This is a genomic window from Marinobacter sp. JSM 1782161, assembly GCF_011421605.1.
Lineage (GTDB): Bacteria > Pseudomonadota > Gammaproteobacteria > Pseudomonadales > Oleiphilaceae > Marinobacter_A > Marinobacter_A bohaiensis.
Genome location: NZ_WSSA01000002.1, coordinates 754,654 through 773,724, shown reverse-complemented (window position 1 = coordinate 773,724; position 19,071 = coordinate 754,654). Strand labels below are relative to the sequence as shown.

15 protein-coding genes are annotated in these 19,071 nt (G+C 62.7%); 7 read left to right on the top strand and 8 right to left on the bottom strand.

The window, feature by feature from the left end:
* Positions 1 to 8 precede the first annotated feature (8 nt).
* The 4 genes from lolA (at position 9) to cysG (ending at position 4,838) form a co-directional block, all read left to right on the top strand.
* Entirely contained in the window at positions 9 to 650 is a 642-nt protein-coding gene (lolA, locus tag GQB00_RS03415) for an outer membrane lipoprotein chaperone LolA (RefSeq protein WP_165855233.1), read from the top strand.
* Positions 650 to 2,005, top strand: coding sequence for a replication-associated recombination protein A (locus tag GQB00_RS03410; protein WP_165855232.1), 1,356 nt, complete (start codon positions 650 to 652; stop codon positions 2,003 to 2,005). The genes lolA and GQB00_RS03410 overlap by 1 nt, the downstream gene beginning before the upstream one ends.
* Before the next feature lie 136 nt (positions 2,006 to 2,141).
* On the top strand, positions 2,142 to 3,419 hold the full coding sequence (serS, locus tag GQB00_RS03405) for a serine--tRNA ligase (RefSeq protein WP_165855231.1): 1,278 nt from the start codon (positions 2,142 to 2,144) through the stop codon (positions 3,417 to 3,419).
* Between the two features lie 54 nt (positions 3,420 to 3,473).
* The gene (cysG, locus tag GQB00_RS03400; RefSeq protein WP_165855230.1) at positions 3,474 to 4,838 is read left to right on the top strand and encodes a siroheme synthase CysG; all 1,365 of its coding nucleotides are present in this window, start codon (positions 3,474 to 3,476) and stop codon (positions 4,836 to 4,838) included.
* Between the two features lie 91 nt (positions 4,839 to 4,929).
* Here cysG and GQB00_RS03395 read toward each other — a convergent pair whose 3' ends face one another.
* Positions 4,930 to 6,003: a 3-deoxy-7-phosphoheptulonate synthase gene (locus GQB00_RS03395; protein WP_111496054.1), complete on the bottom strand. Its 1,074-nt coding sequence runs from the start codon at positions 6,001 to 6,003 to the stop codon at positions 4,930 to 4,932.
* A 492-nt stretch (positions 6,004 to 6,495) separates the two neighbouring features.
* Here GQB00_RS03395 and GQB00_RS03390 point away from each other — a divergent pair, with 492 nt between their 5' ends.
* Complete coding sequence (locus GQB00_RS03390; RefSeq protein WP_165855229.1) at positions 6,496 to 8,307, top strand: DUF1631 family protein; 1,812 nt, start codon at positions 6,496 to 6,498, stop codon at positions 8,305 to 8,307.
* Complete coding sequence (locus tag GQB00_RS03385) at positions 8,307 to 8,729, top strand: PilZ domain-containing protein (protein WP_165855228.1); 423 nt, start codon at positions 8,307 to 8,309, stop codon at positions 8,727 to 8,729. Before GQB00_RS03390 ends, GQB00_RS03385 begins: the two co-directional genes overlap by 1 nt.
* A 71-nt stretch (positions 8,730 to 8,800) precedes the next feature.
* Here GQB00_RS03385 and GQB00_RS03380 read toward each other — a convergent pair whose 3' ends face one another.
* The 7 genes from GQB00_RS03380 to gloB form a co-directional block, all read right to left on the bottom strand.
* On the bottom strand, positions 8,801 to 9,586 hold the full coding sequence (locus tag GQB00_RS03380) for an enoyl-ACP reductase FabI (RefSeq protein WP_111496057.1): 786 nt from the start codon (positions 9,584 to 9,586) through the stop codon (positions 8,801 to 8,803).
* A gap of 83 nt (positions 9,587 to 9,669) precedes the next feature.
* Positions 9,670 to 11,289, bottom strand: coding sequence for an ABC transporter ATP-binding protein (locus GQB00_RS03375; RefSeq protein WP_165855227.1), 1,620 nt, complete (start codon positions 11,287 to 11,289; stop codon positions 9,670 to 9,672).
* 1 nt (position 11,290) lies between these two features.
* Complete coding sequence (locus GQB00_RS03370) at positions 11,291 to 12,316, bottom strand: ABC transporter permease (protein ID WP_111496059.1); 1,026 nt, start codon at positions 12,314 to 12,316, stop codon at positions 11,291 to 11,293.
* A 2-nt stretch (positions 12,317 to 12,318) separates the two neighbouring features.
* Complete coding sequence (locus GQB00_RS03365; protein WP_165855226.1) at positions 12,319 to 13,404, bottom strand: microcin C ABC transporter permease YejB; 1,086 nt, start codon at positions 13,402 to 13,404, stop codon at positions 12,319 to 12,321.
* 35 nt (positions 13,405 to 13,439) lie between these two features.
* A complete protein-coding gene (locus tag GQB00_RS03360) occupies positions 13,440 to 15,233 on the bottom strand; it encodes an extracellular solute-binding protein (RefSeq protein WP_165855225.1) in 1,794 nt (597 codons plus the stop codon).
* Positions 15,234 to 15,290: 57 nt separating this feature from the next.
* Positions 15,291 to 17,009, bottom strand: a complete 1,719-nt coding sequence (locus tag GQB00_RS03355; protein WP_165855224.1) for a LysM peptidoglycan-binding domain-containing protein — start codon at positions 17,007 to 17,009, stop codon at positions 15,291 to 15,293.
* A gap of 148 nt (positions 17,010 to 17,157) precedes the next feature.
* Complete coding sequence (gloB, locus tag GQB00_RS03350; protein ID WP_165855223.1) at positions 17,158 to 17,961, bottom strand: hydroxyacylglutathione hydrolase; 804 nt, start codon at positions 17,959 to 17,961, stop codon at positions 17,158 to 17,160.
* A 277-nt stretch (positions 17,962 to 18,238) separates the two neighbouring features.
* Between gloB and GQB00_RS03345 the strand changes: the two genes are divergently transcribed.
* Entirely contained in the window at positions 18,239 to 19,069 is an 831-nt protein-coding gene (locus tag GQB00_RS03345) for a class I SAM-dependent methyltransferase (protein ID WP_165855222.1), read from the top strand.
* The last annotated feature ends 2 nt before the right edge of the window (positions 19,070 to 19,071 follow it).

The window sequence follows — 19,071 nt, the reverse complement described above, 5'->3', positions numbered from 1 at the left end:
TTTACTGCATGAAAAGCATTTGCGGCCGCATTCTGGCCATGGCCACTGTCCTGTTTGCCCTGGCATCTCCGACCTGGGCCGATTCCCAGGCGGCGCAAGCCCTGGCCGGCAAGCTGGCCAGCTACCGGACTTACCAGGCCGACTTCATCCAGGTGGTCGTCGATGGCACCGGTACCCAGGTTCAGGAGTCCCACGGCAACCTGAAAGCCAAGCGTCCGGGGCTGTTCTTCTGGGAAGCGGAAACCCCGTTTGCCCAGACCATCGTGGCCGATGGAAAGCAGGTGGAGGTTTACGATCCGGACCTGGAGCAGGTGACCGTCAAGGATATGGACCAGCAAATGACGTCGACGCCGGCCCTGCTGCTGAGCGGTGAAGTCGACAACCTGGAAGAGGCCTACCGCGTAACGCGGCCGGACGACACGCCCGGCGTGGACGATTACGTGCTTGAGCCACGCAACGCCGATTCCCTGTTCCTGTCCCTGCGCCTGCGCTTCCGGGACGATGTTCTCTCGGAAATGCGCCTGCAGGATTCCCTGGACCAGGTGAGCATCCTCCGCTTCGAGAACGTCCAGGTGAACGAGCCGGTGGCCGACGCGGCCTTTACGCTCGATTACCCGGATTCGGTCGACGTCATCAAGAGCGCCCAGTAATGCAGGGCGGGCTGTTTGCCGAGGAAAAGGGGTTCCAGCCCCTGGCCGCTCGCATGCGGCCTCACTCGCTAGCGGAATACGCCGGTCAGCAGCACCTGGTGGGGCCGGGCAAACCGTTGCGGCGTGCCGTGGAAGACGGGCAGCTCCATTCGATGATTCTCTGGGGCCCGCCCGGCGTGGGCAAGACCACTTTCGCCAAGCTCCTGGCGGACACCGCGGACATCGCCTTCGAGAGCCTCTCGGCGGTGCTCAGTGGCGTCAAGGACATACGCGATGCGGTGGAGCGAGCCCGCAACCGCAAGCAGGTGGAAGGTCGTGACACGCTGCTGTTCGTGGACGAGGTGCACCGCTTCAACAAGAGTCAGCAGGATGCCTTCCTGCCGCACATCGAGGATGGCACCGTGATCTTCGTCGGTGCGACGACGGAGAACCCGTCCTTCGAGCTTAATAGCGCCCTGCTGTCGCGCACCCGGGTCTATGTGCTCAAGAACCTGGCAGCGGACGACCTGAAGGCGTTGTTGCGCCGGGCGCTGGACAGCGAGACCGGGCTGAACGGGCGCCTGGCGGTGCCGGAAGCCCTGCTGGACGTCATCGCCACCGCCGCCGACGGCGATGCCCGGCGCGGACTGAACATTCTGGAGGTGGCGTCCGACCTGGCTCAGGATAATGGCGAGGGCGTCGCCGAGCTGACCGAGGCGGATCTGGAACAGGTGATGCAGTCCAGCCTGCGTCGCTTCGACAAGGGCGGTGACGTCTTCTATGACCAGATCTCGGCCATGCACAAATCCGTGCGCGGCTCCGATCCCGACGGCGCGCTGTACTGGATGTGCCGGATGCTGGATGGCGGTGCCGATCCGCTCTACATCGCCCGCCGCCTGGTGCGGATTGCCATCGAGGACATCGGCAATGCCGATCCCCGGGCATTGCGGTTGAGTCTGGATGCCTGGGACACCCAGGAGCGGCTGGGGTCGCCCGAGGGCGAGCTGGGGCTGGCCCAGGCGGCGACGTACCTGTCCCTGGCGCCCAAGAGCAATGCCGTCGAGCTGGCCTATAACCAGTGTATGGCGGACATCCGCCAGCAACCGGACTACGAGGTGCCGGTTCACCTGCGCAATGCGCCCACCTCGCTGCTCAAATCCATGGGGCACGGTGCCGAATACCGCTACGCGCACGACGAGCCGGATGCGTTTGCCGCCGGGGAAGCGTATTTACCCGAAGCCCTGCATGGGGTACGTTATTACCAGCCGGCGCCCCGCGGCCTGGAAATCAAACTCCGGGAAAAACGGGAAAGGCTGGACGCTCGCAACGAGGCGAGCCCGCAGCAGCGCTATCCCGCCGGCAAACACCCGTCCTGATTGCCATTCCGGTGAACTGTGCGACCCATCGCGGTGGTACAGGAAATTCCTGAAGGTATACTATGCGCAACGTCAGCGCCGGCGTCGGCCAGCCGATGGCGGTGCGTTCTATTCACTCGAAGTTAACAGGACGATCATGCTCGATCCCAAACTCGTTCGCAGCCAGACTGAAGACATTGCCCGCCGGCTCGCCGTGCGCAACTACACCTTCGATATCGAGGCGTTCCAGTCGCTGGAATCCCGTCGCCGGTCCCTGCAGGTCCGCACCGAAGAGCTTCAGAGTGAGCAGAACAAGCGATCGAAAGCGATCGGCAAGGCCAAGGCAGCCGGTGAGGATATCCAGCCGCTGCTCGATGCGGTCGAGGACCTCAAGCAACAGCGTGGCGAAGCGGAAGACGAGCTGCGCGGACTCCAGGCGGAACTGAACGAGTTCCTGTCCGGCATTCCCAATGTCCCGGATGACAGCGTACCCGCTGGCAAGGACGAGGACGACAACGTCGAACTGCGTCAGTGGGGCTCGCTGCCGGCGTTCGATTTCGAACCGAAAGACCACGTCGACCTCGGCCAGGCGCTGGGTGGCCTTGATTTTGATGCGGCGGCCCGTCTTGCCCAGTCGCGCTTTGCGGTCATGCGTGGGGGCGTGGCCCGTCTTCACCGGGCGTTGGCGCAGTTCATGCTCAATACCCATACCGACGAGCACGGCTACACGGAGACCTATCTACCGTATCTGGTCAACGCCAACACGCTGTTCGGTACCGGCCAGTTGCCCAAGTTCGAGGAAGACCTGTTCAAGATGGAGGGGGAGCATCCGCTCTACCTGATTCCGACCGCCGAGGTGCCCGCCACCAACCTGGCCGGGGACAACATCCTCAAGGCGGATGAGCTGCCTCTGCGGATGGTGTGCCACACGCCGTGTTTCCGGAGCGAGGCGGGATCCTACGGCCGGGACGTGCGCGGCATGATTCGCCAGCACCAGTTTGACAAGGTGGAGCTGATCCACATCGTACGGCCGGAGGATTCCGAGCAGGCGCTGGAAACCCTGACCGGTCATGCCGAAGCCATCCTGCAGAAGCTGGAGTTGCCATACCGGGTGGTCGAGCTCTGTGGCGGTGATATCGGCTTCTCCGCAGCCCGCACCTACGATCTGGAAGTCTGGCTGCCGGGGCAGGGCAAGTACCGGGAGATTTCGTCCTGCAGCAACACCCGGGATTTCCAGGCCCGCCGCATGCAGGCGCGCTGGCGCAACCCGGAAACCAACAAGCCGGAGCTGGTGCATACGCTGAACGGTTCGGGCCTGGCGGTGGGCCGCACCCTGATCGCGATTCTGGAGAACTATCAGCAGGCCGACGGCAGCGTACGCGTGCCCGAGGTCCTCAAGCCCTACATGGGCGGACTGGACGTACTGAAGCCCTGATACCGCACCAGGCGGACCGGTCCGGGCTAATCGTGGAAGAAGGAGAGCAAGCAGTTGAGTCTTACGGTTTCGCTTCGCATCGATCTCGCCGTGGTGGCCTGCATTGGCAAGGGGCCGCGTTTGCTGGCCAAGGCGCGTCAATGTGCCGGTCAGGGGGCTCGGGTGGTCTGGATCGACCACTCGACGCTGCCGGACGAAGCCCCGGCAGGTAGCGAATGTCTCCCCGACTGGCCGGCGGATGCGGCCCTGACCGGTGATGACTACGGCCTGGTATTGATCGATACCGGGGCCGCGGACGAGGACCGCCAGTGGCTCGACCGGGTGGATCGGCTGGTGCCGGTGTGGATGCCGGGGCAGGAGCCGCGAGCGCAAGTCCAGTTTCCGGCGGCGATCCAACGTGGTCCTTTGCGGATCACGGTCGACACCGGTGGGCGCTGGCCCACGGTCGCCAACTGGTTGCGTCAGCGGCTGGATACGCTGTTGCCGGAGGGGCTGGCCAACGTCCTGCAAGGCATGACGGGCAAGGGCGAGCTGTCGTCGCTCCTGGCCACACCTCACCGACGCCGTCATTTCTGGTATCGCCTTTTGGAAGGACCGCTGGTCAACCGGGCTCATCAGATGCCGGAGGCGGAACTGCACGCTGCACTGGATCAGAGCCTGGAGCGTGCGTCCGCCGAGAGCGGACAGGGTGAGGTCTATCTGGTGGGAGCCGGACCGGGGGATCCCGATCTGCTCACCCTGAAAGCCCTGCGCATCATCGCCCAGGCGGACGTCGTGCTCTACGACCGGCTGGTGTCCCGGGAAATCCTCAACCGGGTGCGGGCGGACGCCGAGATGATTCACGTCGGCAAGGAGCGCTCCAGGCACACCCTGCCACAGGATCAGATCAACCAGCGACTGGTGGAGTTGGCCCGCGAGGGGCGCACGGTGGTACGGCTCAAGGGCGGAGACCCGTTTATCTTTGGTCGCGGCGGCGAGGAAATCGAGACCCTGGCCGAGGCCGGCGTCTCCTTCCAGGTGGTGCCGGGTATTACCGCGGCTTCCGGATGCGCGGCCTACGCCGGTATTCCGCTGACCCACCGGGACCACGCGCAGTCGGTGCGTTTCGTGACCGGGCACCTCAAGAACGACAGCTGCAACTTGCCATGGCGGGATTTCGTCCAGACCAATCAGACGCTGGTGTTCTACATGGGGCTGGTGGGGCTGCCGATCATCACGCGCGAACTCAAAGCGCACGGCATGGCGGGTACGACGCCGGTAGCCCTGGTGTCAAAAGGCACCACGCCCGAGCAGGCGGTGCTCACCGGCACGCTGGACACTATTTCTGAACGGGTGGAGGAGAGTACCGTCAGACCACCCACGCTGATCATCATTGGCGATGTGGTGCAGCTGCGTGATCGACTGAGCTGGATGGGCTAGCGGAGCGGATATCGGGCAAGCAGGACAGGTGAGGAGTGAGGCGGCCGGCCCCGGGAGGGACCGGCCGTTCTTCGTTTTGCCGTTCTTCGTCTTACTGGGTGCGCTTGGGCAGCACGTCCTTGAGCTTGGCGTGCATGTCGCGCAGTGATTTCTCGGTGGTTTCCCAGTCGATGCAGGCGTCGGTAATGGAGACACCATACTTCAGGTCTTCCAGCTTTTCCGGAATCGACTGGCTGCCCCAGTTAAGGTGACTTTCCACCATCAGAGCCTGGATCGACTGGTTGCCTTCGATGATCTGGTGCGTCACATCCTGCATGACCAGCGGCTGGATGGCCGGATCCTTATTGGAGTTGGCGTGGCTGCAGTCGACCATCAGGGACTTGCGCAGGCCGGCTTTTTCCAGTTCCTGCTCGCACAGGGCGACGTTGACCGAGTCGTAGTTGGGCTTGCCGCCACCACCGCGCAGCACCACGTGGCCATAGGCATTGCCCTTGGTGCGTACGATCGAGACCTTGCCTTGCTGGTCAATGCCCAGGAAGTTGTGCGGGTGGGAGACCGATTTCATGGCGTTGATCGCCACGTCCAGGCTGCCATCGGTGCCGTTCTTGAAGCCGATGGCCATGGAAAGGCCCGAGCTCATCTCTCGGTGCGTCTGGGATTCGGTGGTGCGGGCGCCGATGGCGGACCAGGAAATGGTGTCCTGCAGGTACTGGGGTGAAATCGGATCCAGCGCCTCAGTCGCGGTCGGCAGACCCAGCTCGGCGATATCCAGCAGCAGACGGCGCCCGATATGCAGACCCTGCTCGATGTCGAAGGAGTCGTCCAGGTGCGGGTCGTTGATCAGACCTTTCCAGCCGATCGTGGTGCGAGGCTTCTCGAAATAGACCCGCATGACGATGTACAGGGTATCGCTCAGCTCTTCGCTCAGGGTTTTGAGCTTTTCCGCGTACTCGCGGGCCGCCTTGACGTCATGGATCGAGCAGGGGCCCACCACCACGAACAGGCGATGATCCTTGCGGTCCAGGATGTTGTTGATCGTAGCGCGACCGTTCGCCACGGTTTCCGCGGCGCGGTCGGACAGGGGCATTTCCTGTTTCAGCGCTTCGGGGGTAATCAACGGGTCGTTGCTGGCCACGTTGATGTTTTCAATCTGCTTGTCAGACATGTCGTTGTCGTCTCCCGATTCGGCAGCCGTTAACGCAACTCTGCGTTCACGAAGGAAATGTTCCGTGAGAGTGTGGCAGGAGGTGGACCGCCGTCCACCGCGAGGCCGCTTGCTCACGGGCCGCCGGCGATTATTATCGTTAGGTGGTTCCGCCGGACCTCCAGGCTCAGGGGAGGGCCTTGGTCGTAACCGGGCGGAGACACCTTGAAAAGGGCGTTTATGTTGCGATATTAGTCACTCCAATGCAATTGAAAACCGTGCTATTTCAGTGTATCGCGCCGTTAGGGATGACCTATACTGACGCGTTTGTCATGGCTTCCTCGCTCGTTATGCGACGGCTTTGGCACAGTCGTCCCCGGTGAGCGGTGGACTCCTTTGCCAAGCCATGCTGCAATACGCCCTCTTGCACACCGTTTCCTGCCCATGCCTGATTCAGGCAACGGAGGGTCGGCATTCTCGCCGGGCCGGGGCATTACAGGATATCTGATCTTCATGGTTCGACCCCCATCCCGCCAGGCCGGCGGCGCACAACAGCCCAATCCGGATCTGATCCAGGCGATCCTCAAGGGTATCCGTGTGCCGGATCTGCCTTATCCGTTGACGCGGGAAGAGCCGGTGCCTGACTGGCTGCCGGTGCTGGCCGATTGCTGGCGGGAGCAGCAGGACCGTTGTGTGATTGAAGTACTGCAGGCGATCGATATGAGCTGGTCGGTGCGCCAGGTCAACGCCGCCTACCTGGCCGATCGCATGATGGATGTGTTCCTCGCCAAATCCGGTCTGCATCCCACACTGGTGCGCCGGGTGGCACGGCTGCGTTTCCTGGTGGCCTGGCAGATCGCCGAGCAGGGGGCGGCCGCCATCGGACCAAACTGTCCGGTCCACGACTGGGTGGACAGCCTTCACACGCTGCGTGGCTGGAGCGACTCCGGCGGTCGGGCGGCGCGCCAGGTGCTGACCCGGCTCGACCAGTTGCAGTTCGCCGTCGACCAGAGCTTCCAGGCGCAGTCGCTGGCGCCCTTTGAAGCCTTCACGGCCGACTGGCGCAAGGAACAATCCGGCAAGGACGGTCGCATCGATCGTCTGAGCCAGCGGCTACTGGAAACGGAGCAGGGGGCTTCCCGGCAGCGCGCCGCCGAACAGGTGGCCCGTGCCCTGGTCGGCCGTGCGATCGCCCGCCGGGCACTGCCCGCGGCGGTCACCGAATTCATTACCCACTACTGGCTTCCGCTGCTGCGCCAGGTCGCCTGGCAGGACGGTGTCGGCAGCGAGAACGCCCGACATGCCGCCAAGTTGCTTGAGTGGATGGTCTGGGTCGCCGACCCCAACCTGTCTGATCGCGACCGCGACAAGCTGTATCACGTGGGCGAACAGCTTGGCGACAAGATCGGCGAAGTCTGGAATCGTGTCCAGAACGAGCCGCTGCCTGCCGGCGCCCTGCAAGGCGTCGAGGAATTGATGGTGGCTCGTTTGCGCGGTTCCCCGGTGGAGCTGGAAGCAGTCGGGAACTTTACTTTCGAGCCGCGCTGGCTGAATCCGCCCACCATTGAACGCGCCGAGACGGCCGCGGTGGAAGGCCGCTGGTTTGTCGAGGGCGAAGGCGAGGCCGAACAGCGCATGCATTGTTTCGCCTTTCTCGAGGATTCCCAGGAAATTCTCTGGACCAACGGCGAGGGCGTCAAACTCGGCCTGATGACGTGGCAGGCTTTCCAGGACGACCTGGCGGCGGGTCGCCTGCGTCCTTTACCGGCCATCTACCCGTTTGCCGAGGTGGTTAGCGAGACGCTGGACAAGCTGGAGCAGGTGCTGCGCAGCCAGGTCGAAAAGCGTCGCGAGGCCCGGGCGAAGGCCGAAGCCCAGGCCGAGAAGGTGCGTCGCGAGCGCGCCGAGGCCGAGAAACGGCGCCAGGAAGAGGCGGAACGCGTGGCCCGGGAACAGCAACAGGCCCGGGAACGTGAGGAAGCCGCAGCGCGGGAGAAGCAGGCGGCCGAGGAGGAAAAGCGCAACGCCGAGCGATTGGCGAGCGTTCGGGAGCAGGTGGATTCCCTCAAACTGGGTAACTGGATTACCCTGGCGCCGGATCCGGACTCGCCCAGCGATGAACCGCGCAAGCTGAAACTGGCTGTCCGGCTCAACGCCACTGGCAAGCTGATCTTCGTCGACCGGTTGGGCCTGAACCGGACGGAAATGACCACCGACACCCTGGTCAAGTGTATTCTGAGCAACCAGGCACGCCTGATGAGCAGTGAGGCGGATTTCGAGGATACCTTGTCCCGGGTCGTGGGAAGAATCAGGGTGGGGCGATAATGGCGATCGGAGACTATGAATTCGGCCACTACGAATTCGGCGATGGTCCGGAAACCGACCACGAGCAGCGCCGCGAGTTTCGCATCAGTGGCAGGGTCAGCGTTCACCTGGAGCTGGAATCGCCGGGGCCGACGGACGCCACGGACGCGCCACGGGCACTGTCCTGCTATACCGTGGATCTGTCAGCCCGGGGAATCCGTGTCGCGGCCTCGGAGCCGGTCCCGGAAGGGGCCATTCTTCCCGCGGTGGTGACGCTGAAGCGCGCCGCTGACGAAGCCGTCTATCGGTTAATGGTCGAGGTGGTCTGGTGTCGTCGCGAAGACGAGCGCGGCTGGACAGTCGGGCTGGAAGTGCTGGAGTCGGATGATACCGAAATTCTGGAGTGGCTGGAAACCATTGTCCGGGCGCTGGACGACGATTAGCGCGGTAGCGCCGCCGGAAAGAACGGATACCGGGGCCATCGGACGATGGGCCCCGGCACGCAGCAGGGCGGTTATTCTTCCAGCGCGCCCATGCCGGTGATGTTGAAACCGGCGTCCACGTAGACGATTTCCCCGGTGATGCCGCTGGCCATGTTCGAGCACAGGAAAGCGGCGGTGTTGCCCACTTCCTCGGTCGTGACGTTACGCTTGAGCGGCGCGCGGTTGGCGTTTTCCTGCAGCATCCGGCGGAAACTCTTGATGCCGGAAGCCGCCAGGGTCTTGATCGGTCCGGCGGAAATGCCGTTCACGCGGACGCCGTCGGCACCCAGACTGGCCGCCATGTAGCGCACGTTCGCTTCCAGCGACGCCTTGGCCAGACCCATCACGTTGTAGTTCGGCAGAACGCGCTCGGCGCCCAGGTAGCTCAGTGTCAGCAGCGCACCGTCGTCGCTGAGCATGCCGCGCGCAGCCTTGGCCAGGGCGACAAAGCTGTAGGAGCTGATGTCGTGGGCGATCTTGAAGCCTTCGCGGGTGGTGACGTCCACATAGTTACCGTGCAGCTCGTTTTGCGGCGCGAAGCCGACCGCGTGGATTATGATGTCCACCTTGTCCCAGTGCTTGCCCAGCTCGGTGAATACCGCTTCGATTTCCTGGTCGTTGGCCACATCACAGGGGAAGGTGAGCTCACTGCCCCATTCCTTGGCGAAACCCTCGACGCGGGACTGGAGCTTTTCATTCTGGTAAGTGAATGCCAGTTCTGCGCCTTGCTGGTGGAAGCTCTCGGCGATGCCGTGGGCGATTGAATGCTTGCTGGCCACGCCGACGATGAGGGCGCGCTTACCTTTAAGGATTCCCATGAATGATCTCCTGATTCGTTGATTGGGGCATTGTCTCCGATTGCCCCGCAGCGTTTAAGTCGCTATTCGTCTAAGGTCCGCGTTCAGCGGGCCCCGGTATGGATGTCGTCGGGCGCTTCGGCGTGATAGAAGAAGGCCGCTTCCAGCAAATTACGCGTGTACTCCGCCTGCGGCGTTTCCATGACTTGCCTGGCGTCGCCGTACTCCACCACTTCTCCGCCTTTGAGCACCAGCACCTGGTGGCTCAGGGCCCGTACCACGGCAAGGTCGTGGCTGATGAACAGGTAGCTGAGTCCGTAGCGCTGCTGCAATGAGCGTAGCAGCTCGATAACCTGCTTCTGCACCGTGCGGTCCAGCGCCGAGGTGGGCTCGTCCAGGACGATGAGGGACGGTTGCAGCACCAGCGCCCGGGCGATCGCGATACGCTGGCGCTGGCCTCCCGAGAACTCGTGGGGGTAGCGGTGCCGCGATGCCGGATCCAGTCCGACATCCTGGAGGGCCTGGACGATCATGTCCTCGTGCTCGGCTTGCCGGTCCGGAGCGTGCACCATCAGGCCTTCGCCGACGATCTCGCTCACCGACATCCGCGGACTCAGGCTGCCGTAGGGGTCCTGGAACACGATCTGAATATCCTTGCGCAGCGGTTTGAACTGCTTCTGGTTCAGGTTGTTGATCGGCTTGCCCCGGTAGAGGATCTTGCCATCGCTCCGTACCAGCTTGATCAGGGCCATGCCCAGGGTGGTCTTGCCGCTGCCGCTTTCGCCAACGATACCCAGGGTTTCGCCTTCACGCAGTTCGATATGGACGTCGCGGACCGCGTGCAACCAGGCTTTGGGTTTGCCGAAGAAGCCTCTGCGCAGCGGGAACCGTACCCCGACGCCATCCATGCTCAGCAATGTCCTGGCCGTCGTCGAAGGGCTTGAGGGGGCCTTCCCGGGATCGGCGCTGAGAAGCTGTCGCGTGTAAGCGTCCCGGGGGGATTCGAAGATGGTTTCGGTTGGGCCGGCCTCCACCTGATGCCCATGCTGCATCACCACTACCTCGTCGGCATAACGCCGCACGATCGACAGGTCGTGGGTGATCAGCAGCACGGCCATGCCCAGGCGTTCCTGCAACGAGCGAAGCAGTTCCAGCACCTGGCGCTGGACCGTGACGTCGAGCGCTGTGGTGGGTTCGTCAGCGATCAACAGGTCCGGCGCATTGGCCAGGGCCATGGCGATCATCACCCGCTGCTTTTGCCCGCCGGAGAGCTGGTGCGGGTAGTACGCCAGACGTTCGCGCGGATCGGGAATGCCCACCAGTTCGAGCAGTTCCAGCGTCCGTGCGCGTGCCTGGTTGGGGCGCATGCCCTGATGGATCGCCAGGGTTTCGCCGATCTGTTTCTCCACTGTATGCAGCGGGTTCAGCGACGTCATCGGTTCCTGGAAGATCATGCTCACGCGGCGACCGCGGATCTGGCGCATGCGTTTGTCGGGTGCGGCCAGCAGATTTTCACCGTCGAGCAGGATCTCGCCACTGGGGTAGGTGGCGTGACGTTCGTCCAGCAGCCGCAACACCGACAGCGCCGATACGGACTTTCCGGAGCCGCTCTCGCCCACCAGGGCAACGGTCTTGCCGGCCGGCACCCGGAACGACAGATCGTGCACCACCGCTTTGCCGTCAAAAGCGATGGACAGGTTGCGTACGTCGAGGAAGTCGGTCATATCAGTTCTTCCGCGGATCGAAGGCGTCGCGTACCGCTTCACCGATGAACACGAGCAGGGTCAGCATGACGGACAGCGTGATGAAGGCCGAAAGCCCCAGCCAGGGTGCCTGCAGGTTGTCCTTGCCCTGGGCGATCAGCTCGCCCAGCGAGGGTGAACCGGGCGGCAGACCGAAGCCCAGGAAATCCAGCGATGTCAGGCCGGTGATGGCTCCGGTCAGGATGAAGGGCACAAACGTGATGGTGGCCACCATGGCATTGGGCAGCATGTGCCGGAACATGATCGTGCGGTTGCTCAGACCCAGGGCCCGGGCCGCACGGACGTATTCGAAGTTGCGGGCGCGCAGGAATTCGGCGCGTACCACGTCCACCAGCCCCATCCAGGAAAACAGCAGCATGATGCCCAGCAGCCACCAGAAGTTGGGCTGCACGATGCTGGAGAGAATGATCAGCAGATACAGCACCGGCAGGCCCGACCAGACTTCCACGAATCGCTGGCCCAGCAGGTCCACCTTGCCGCCGTAGAAACCCTGCACGGCGCCGACGATGACTCCGACCAGGCAGCTGAACAGAGTGAGGGTGAGGGCGAACAGCACGGAAATGCGGAAGCCGTAGATCAGGCGCGCCACGACGTCGCGCCCCTGGTCGTCGGTGCCCAGCCAGTTCTCGGCCGAAGGCGGCGCCGGCGAGGGAACCTTCAGGTTGTAGTTGATGGTGTCGTAGCTGAAGCGGACCGGTGGCCACAGCATCCAGCCTTTCGAGTTGATCTCGTCGGCAATGAAGTCGTCGCGATAGTCCGCTTCGGTGGGTAGAAAGCCGCCAAAGGTTTCCTCGTTAATGGTCTGAACCACGGGGAAATAGACGTCACCGTCATACGTCACGACCAGAGGCTTGTCGTTGGCCACCAGTTCCGCGAAAAGGGTGATGGTGAACAACAACAGGAACAGCCAGAGCGACATATAGCCGCGCCGGTTGTTGCGGAAATTCTGCAGGCGACGGCGCTGGATGGGGGAGAGCTGAAATGCCACGGTCAGCCCTCCCGGCTTTCAAAGTCGATGCGCGGGTCAACCAGCACATAGGTCAGATCACTGATGAGTTTCAGGATCAGGCCCATCAGGGTCATGATGTAGAGCGTACCGAAGATCACCGGGTAGTCCCGGTTCAGGGCCGCCTCAAAGCCCAGCAGGCCGAGGCCGTCGAGCGAGAAAATCACCTCGATCAATAGCGAACCGGTGAAGAACAGTCCCAGCAGCAGCCCGGGCAGGCTGGCAATCACGATCAGCATGGCGTTGCGGAACACGTGGCCGTAGAGCACGCGACGTTCTTCCAGGCCCTTGGCGCGCGCGGTGACCACATACTGTTTGCCGATTTCGTCGAGGAAGGAATTCTTCGTCAGCAGCGTCAGGGTGGCGAAACCGCCGATGGCGTTGGCGGTGACCGGCAGAGCCAGGTGCCAGAAATAGTCACCGATTTTCTGGTACCAGGTCATCTCGTCGAAGTTGGTCGAGGTGAGGCCGCGCAGCGGAAAGACGTCCCAGTAGCTGCCGCCGGCGAACAGGACGATCAGCAGGATGGCGAACAGGAACCCCGGAATGGCGTAACCGATGATGATGGTGGAGCTGGTCCAGACGTCGAAGCGGGTGCCGTCCATCACCGCCTTGCGGATGCCCAGGGGGATCGATATCAGGTAGATGATCAGGGTCGACCAGAGTCCCAGCGAGATCGACACCGGGAGTTTGTCGATGATCAGCTCGATCACGCTGCGATCGCGGAAGAAACTGTCCCCGAAGTTGAAGGTGGCGTAATCGCCGAGCATCTTGAAGAAGCGCTCTGTCGGCGGCTTGTCGAACCCGTACAGCGTCTCCATCTCGGCGATGAGCTCGGGCGGGATGCCCCTGGTGCCCCGGGACTGGCCGTTGCTCCCGCTGTCACTGACTTCGCTACCACCGCCGCCGCCGGCCCGGGCCAGGGCGCCGGAGTCCATGCCTTCCATCTGGGCGATGAACTGTTCGATGGGGCCGCCGGGGGCGGCTTGTACGATGACGAAGTTGAGCAACATGATGCCGATCAGCGTGGGAATGATCAGCAACAGCCGTCGCAGGATGTAGACACCCATCGGTCAGGGAGCTTCCTCGTGGTTGCGAAAGGTTGTCAGGGTTTGATCCACCAGCGCGACACATCGACGCCGGCCTTGGGGGTGTTGGCCGGGCGTGCCAGTTTGTTCCAGTAGGCCACGCGATCGACGTCCAGGTACCATTGGGGAATCACGTAGAAGCCCCACAACAGCACGCGGTCCAGCGCCCGGGTCCGGGTGACCAACGATTGCCGGTCGGTGGCCTGGATCAGCTTGTTGACCAGGGCGTCAACCACCGGATCTTTCACGCCCATGTAGTTGCGCGAGCCGGCCTGATCGGCGTTGCCGGAATACCAGTAGTCGCGCTGTTCGTTGCCCGGTGAGTCAGACTGGCCCAGAGTCTGCACGATCATATCGAAATCGAAGTCACGAACGCGGCGGATGTACTGGCTGGTGTCCACCAGGCGCACTTCCACATCGATGCCCAACTTGGCCAGGTTTTGCTTGAACGGCAGTACCACCCGCTCGAAGGACTGGCTCCAGAGCAGAATCTGGAAGCGCAGGGGCTTGCCGGATGAGGTTTCGACCATCTTGCCATCACGGATCTCGAAGCCGGCTTCCTGCAGGAGCTTCATGGCCGTGCGCAGGTTGTCCCGGAGGGTGTGATCGCCGGCGGTGGACGGCGGTTCGTAGGTTTCTGTGAAGACTTCCGGCGGTAACTGGTCCCGGAAGGGTTCCAGCAGCGCCAGTTCGTCACCGGTCGGGAGTCCGGTCGAGGCCAGCTCACTGTTCTCGAAATAGCTGTCGGTGCGGGAATACTGGTCGTAGAACAGGTTGGTGTTGGCCCATTGGAAGTCGAAGCCATAAGCCAGCGCCTGACGAACCTTGCGGTTGTTGAACGGGAAGCGGCGGGTGTTCATGGCGAAACCCTGCATGCCCGCCGGACGGCCGTGGTGGATGGATTCCTTGCTGATGCGTCCGGAAGCCAGCGCATCGCCCTCGTAAGCGGTGGCCCAGTTCTTGGCGGAGGATTCCACCCGGAAATCGAAGTTGCCGGCCTTGAAGGCCTCCAGGGCAACGGTGTCGTCGGAGTAATAGTCGTAATGAATGCGGTCGAAGTTGTTGTAGCCGACATTCACCGGCAGATCGTCGGCCCAGTAATCTTTATTGAGAACGTAGGTTACGGACCGTCCGGGCTCGTACTTGCCGATGGTGTAGGGGCCGCTGGAGACCGGGATGGTCAGGTCGGCGGACTCGAAATCATGTTTTTCCCAGTAGTGCCTGGGCAGGATCGGCATCTGCCCGAGAATCAGTGGCAGCTCGTGGTTGCTGGTGTCGCCGAAATCGAAGCGCACGCTCAGCTTGTCCAGCACCTCGACAGAGCTGACTTCCGCGTAGTAGTTGCGAAAGAAGGGGTGGCCGTGTTCGGTCAGCAGTTGGTAGCTATAGGCCACATCCTCGGCGGTAATCGGCTGGCCGTCCGAGAAACGGGCCTGCGGGCGGATGTGGAAGATGACGTAGGAGCGATCCTCCGGTGTCTCCAGCGACTCGGCGATCAGGCCATACATGGTGAACGGCTCGTCGGCCGAGGCCTTGAGAAGGGTGTCATAGGCGTAGGTTTGCAGCCCGGCGGCGCCAACGCCCTTAAGCACGAACGGGTTGAAGGAGTCGTAGCCGTTGGAGACCACCCCAAGGCGCAAGGTGCCGCCTTTCGGCGCATCGGGGTTAACGTAATCGAAGTGCTTGAAATCCGCCCCGTACTTGGGCTTTCCATGCATCGCCAGGCCATGGACGGGGTCGGCGGCGTAGGTGGCCGGAAGGAGGGCCAGGCTGAGAAACAGGGCGATGACGGTCTGGCTAAATCGGATCATGAATTCCGCTCTTCTTTTCAGTGGGCCTGACCGCCATCACATCAATGTGCTTGTCGATCAGGGACTTCGGCGAATATCGACGTAGAGTACCAGACTTTGACCTGGCTGCAGATAATTGTTGATGTCCAGGCTGTTCCAGCTCGCAATGTCTTTCACGTTCACGTTGAAACGGCTGGCAATGCGTGCGAGCGAGTCGCCTTTACGCACCCGGTAGCCCACCTTGCGCACCATGTCGGCGTTTTTCCGGCTGCCGGCCATGGCGTAAAGCTGCGATCCCGGCTTGTCGGACCAGATCACCAGTCGTTGCCCCGGCTTCAACGGATCGCCCGGCGCCATGCCGTTCCACTTGGTGACCTGCCGTACGCTGACGCCATGCTCCCGCGCAATATCCCAGAAGGTGTCGCCCCTTTTGACCACGTAATTGATTCGAGTTCCGCTGGTGCGCTGGCCAATCGCCGACTGCTTGTCCTTCAGGCGCTCGGCGGCGCTTAGGGCGTAGGCATCGGTGCCCTTGGTGGACGTGGGAATCAACAGGCGCTGGTCGACCCGGATGAGGTTGGAGCTCATGTGGTTGACCTGCTTGATGACGTCGGGCGTGGTGCCGAACTGGTGCGCAATCTTGATCAGGCTGTCACCGCTCTGCACCCGGTAGTTTTTCCAGGAAACGCGTTGGGACGGATCCAGTTGCGCCAGGCCCTGACGGAACTGTTCGGCGTGATCCTTGGGCACCAGGAGGCGATGCGGCCCCTCCGGTGATGTAGCCCAGCGATTATAGGCCGGATTGAGTAGATAGATTTCCTCGATATCGACGCCAGCCAGCGTCGCTGCCTGGGCCAGGTCGATCTGGGAGCCGGTGTCCACCACCTCGAAATAGGGCTCGTCGGCAATTGGCGGCAGGGTAATGCCGTAGGACTCCGGATCGTCAATGATCTTGGCGATCGCAATCAGCTTGGGCACATAGGCCCGGGTTTCCCGGGGCAGGCTCAGCGCCCAGTAATCGGTGGCGCGGCCCGCTGCCTTGTTGCGGCGGATCGCCCGGTTCACGGTGCCGGCGCCGCTGTTGTAGGAGGCCAGCGCCAGCAGATAGTCGCCGTCGAAGCGATTGGCGAGGGCGTCCAGATATTCCAGGGCGCCGTTGGTCGCTGACAGGACGTCGCGGCGCTGGTCGTGCCACCAGCTCTGGTTCAGGCCGTAAACCCGGCCGGTGGACGGGATAAACTGCCACAGGCCGGCAGCCCGGCCGTGGGAATACGCGAACGGATCGAAGGCGGATTCCACCACCGGCAGCAGGGCATACTCACCGGGCAGATTGCGTTCCTCCGCCTGTTCCAGGATGTAATAAAGATAGCGCTGGGCCCGTTTGGCAACCCGGTCAATGTACTGGGGGTGCCGGGCGTACCAGCTCAACTGCTGTTCGATGCGATCGTTGTCGAGCGTCAGGTCGAGCCCGAACTGGTCGCGCAGGCGGCTCCACAGGTCATGCTCGACGCTATCGGCGGCCACTTTCTTGCCGGTGGGCTCTTCCAGTCGCTCGCGGGCCTTGGCGGCCTGGGACTTGAGTGACGGCTCGATGGAGTCATCCAACTGGGTGGTGTCGCCGTCGGCTTGCCCCTCTACGGAGGCCTGCAGCTCGTCATCGCCGGCGGGGACCGAGACGTGTTCGGATTCGAGCAGCTCGCCTTCACTGAGATCCTGGTCGGCCTTGCCGGTAAAGGTCTGGCATCCGGTAATGAGCAAGGCGATCAGGAAAGGAGAGGTCAGTCTGGCGAAGGTCATAATGCGTCCAATAGTGTGGTGCCCGTCGGCATCGCAGGGTTGCGCGGCTGCCGGGAGCGACAGCAAAACTTCGCAGGATTCTATGGGAACCGATTTCAGGGGGTCAAGAAAGCGCTTATTACGTCCGCGTCAGATCATGTAACGACGATCAGCCCCTGAACGTGTCCTTGGCCTTCCGCACCTGGGCAAATACGCGATCAGCGCCTTGCAGTTCCCCGTCGACGGGAATGTCCCGGGCACTGACGGCGGTCGCCACGGCATCGTCGTCCCAGCGCAGGAACGGGTTAAGGCTGGCCTCGTCTTTCAGTGTAGTCGGTAACGTGGGTTCACCGCGGTCTCGTTTCTGTTTGCAGGCGATTTCAAAGTGCCGGAGCCCTTCGTCGTCCGGCAGCAGGTCACGGGAAAAGCGCAGGTTTGCCAGCGTGTACTCGTGGGCGCAGTAGACCCGGGTCGAAGCGGGCAGGCGACGCAGCTTGTCCAGCGACTCGCGCATCTGTGCCGGATGCCCCTCGAAAAGGCGGCCGCAACCGCAGGCGAACAGCGTATCTCCGCAGAAGAGCGCCGGCGCATCGCCGATGTCGGTCTGTCTGGTGTGGTAGGCGATGTGGTCGAGTGTATGGCCGGGCACGGTGTACACATCAAAGGTCAGGCCCTGCCAGAGAACCTGGTCGCCCTCGGTCAGTGTGACGCTGCAGCCCTGGAACGGGGAATTGGCCGGGCCATAGATGGCCTGGGGCTGGAACGTTTCCTCAAGCTCGGCGACGCCCCCGACGTGATCCGGATGATGGTGGGTGATCAGGATGCTGTCGAGCGTCAGATCATTGGCCAGCAGGTAGTCGGCGACCGGCGCGGCCTGGCCGGGGTCGACGACCAGGGCTTTACCGCTGTTCCGGTCAGTCACGCACCAGATGTAGTTGTCGCTGAAAGCGGGGATGGGGACGATCGAAAGCATGGATGTGCCTCTGTTGGTCGTTTGCAGGGCCGCCCCGACGCAATCTAGCCGGGCAACCCTCGCGATGTTCTTTGTAACGAACCGGGTGGCCGTCGGGCTTATCCACCGGTAGAAGACACTGTTATCATAAAGGATCGACCCGGAGCGCCCAAATTGGGTTTTTCTCGCTGGATGGAGCAGAATGCCTGACAACGAGCCGACGTGGTCGCTAATGAGGTGTTGTCGGTCTTGGAAGGCGCGACCGGCATAACCCCACAGCCCTGACCGGAACACAACCATGGCCCGAGATACAGCCGTCGATTACACAGCCCAGCGGGACGCTTTCGAAGCCTGGTTCCAGAGCCCGCTCGGGCGTGTGCTGCTGGCGGACCAGAGGCGCCACCTGGACAATGCCGTCGCAGCAATGGCCGGTGCGCACCAATTGCTGGTCGCTGTCAGTCATCGATTGCCCCTGGCCAGTTCGAGCGATTTCAGCAAACGTGTTCTGACCACGCCGTACTGGTGCCGGGAACTGGCCGAAGGCGTCGTGGTGTGCGATGCGGATGAGCTGCCGTTTCCCAGTGATTCGATGGATCTGGTGATCCTGCACCACAGCCTGGATTTTTCCGATCAACCGCATCAGGTGGTGCGCGAGGCCGCTCGTGTGCTGCGCAGTTCGGGAAGCCTTGTGGTGATCGGCTTTAATCCATTCAGCATCTGGGGTACCCGCAAGCTGGTGTCACGGCGTCGCCAGGCACCCTGGAGCGGTCGATTCATCTCTGCGAATCGGCTGGAGGACTGGCTCAGCCTGTTGCAGTTTTCGGTTGAAAGTACCGACACACACTTTTTCAGACCACCACTGGCCGGCGCCGGCGCGCTGCACAGGCTGGCGGGTCTCGATCGGCTGGGAGAACGTTTGCACCTTCCGGCGGGGGCCTATTACTGTATTCGCGCCGAGAAACGGATGCCGGCCGCCCGCGTCCGACGCCTCCGTTGGCGCCAGCCGAAACCCGTGGTTCTTCCGGTCGCCGGAGCAATGGGCTCCACGGGGCTTTCCCGGCGCGATCGTCAGGCATCGCGCAAGCATACCCTTTGCCAGGACACGCATTCTCGATATCAGGAACAGTAGTT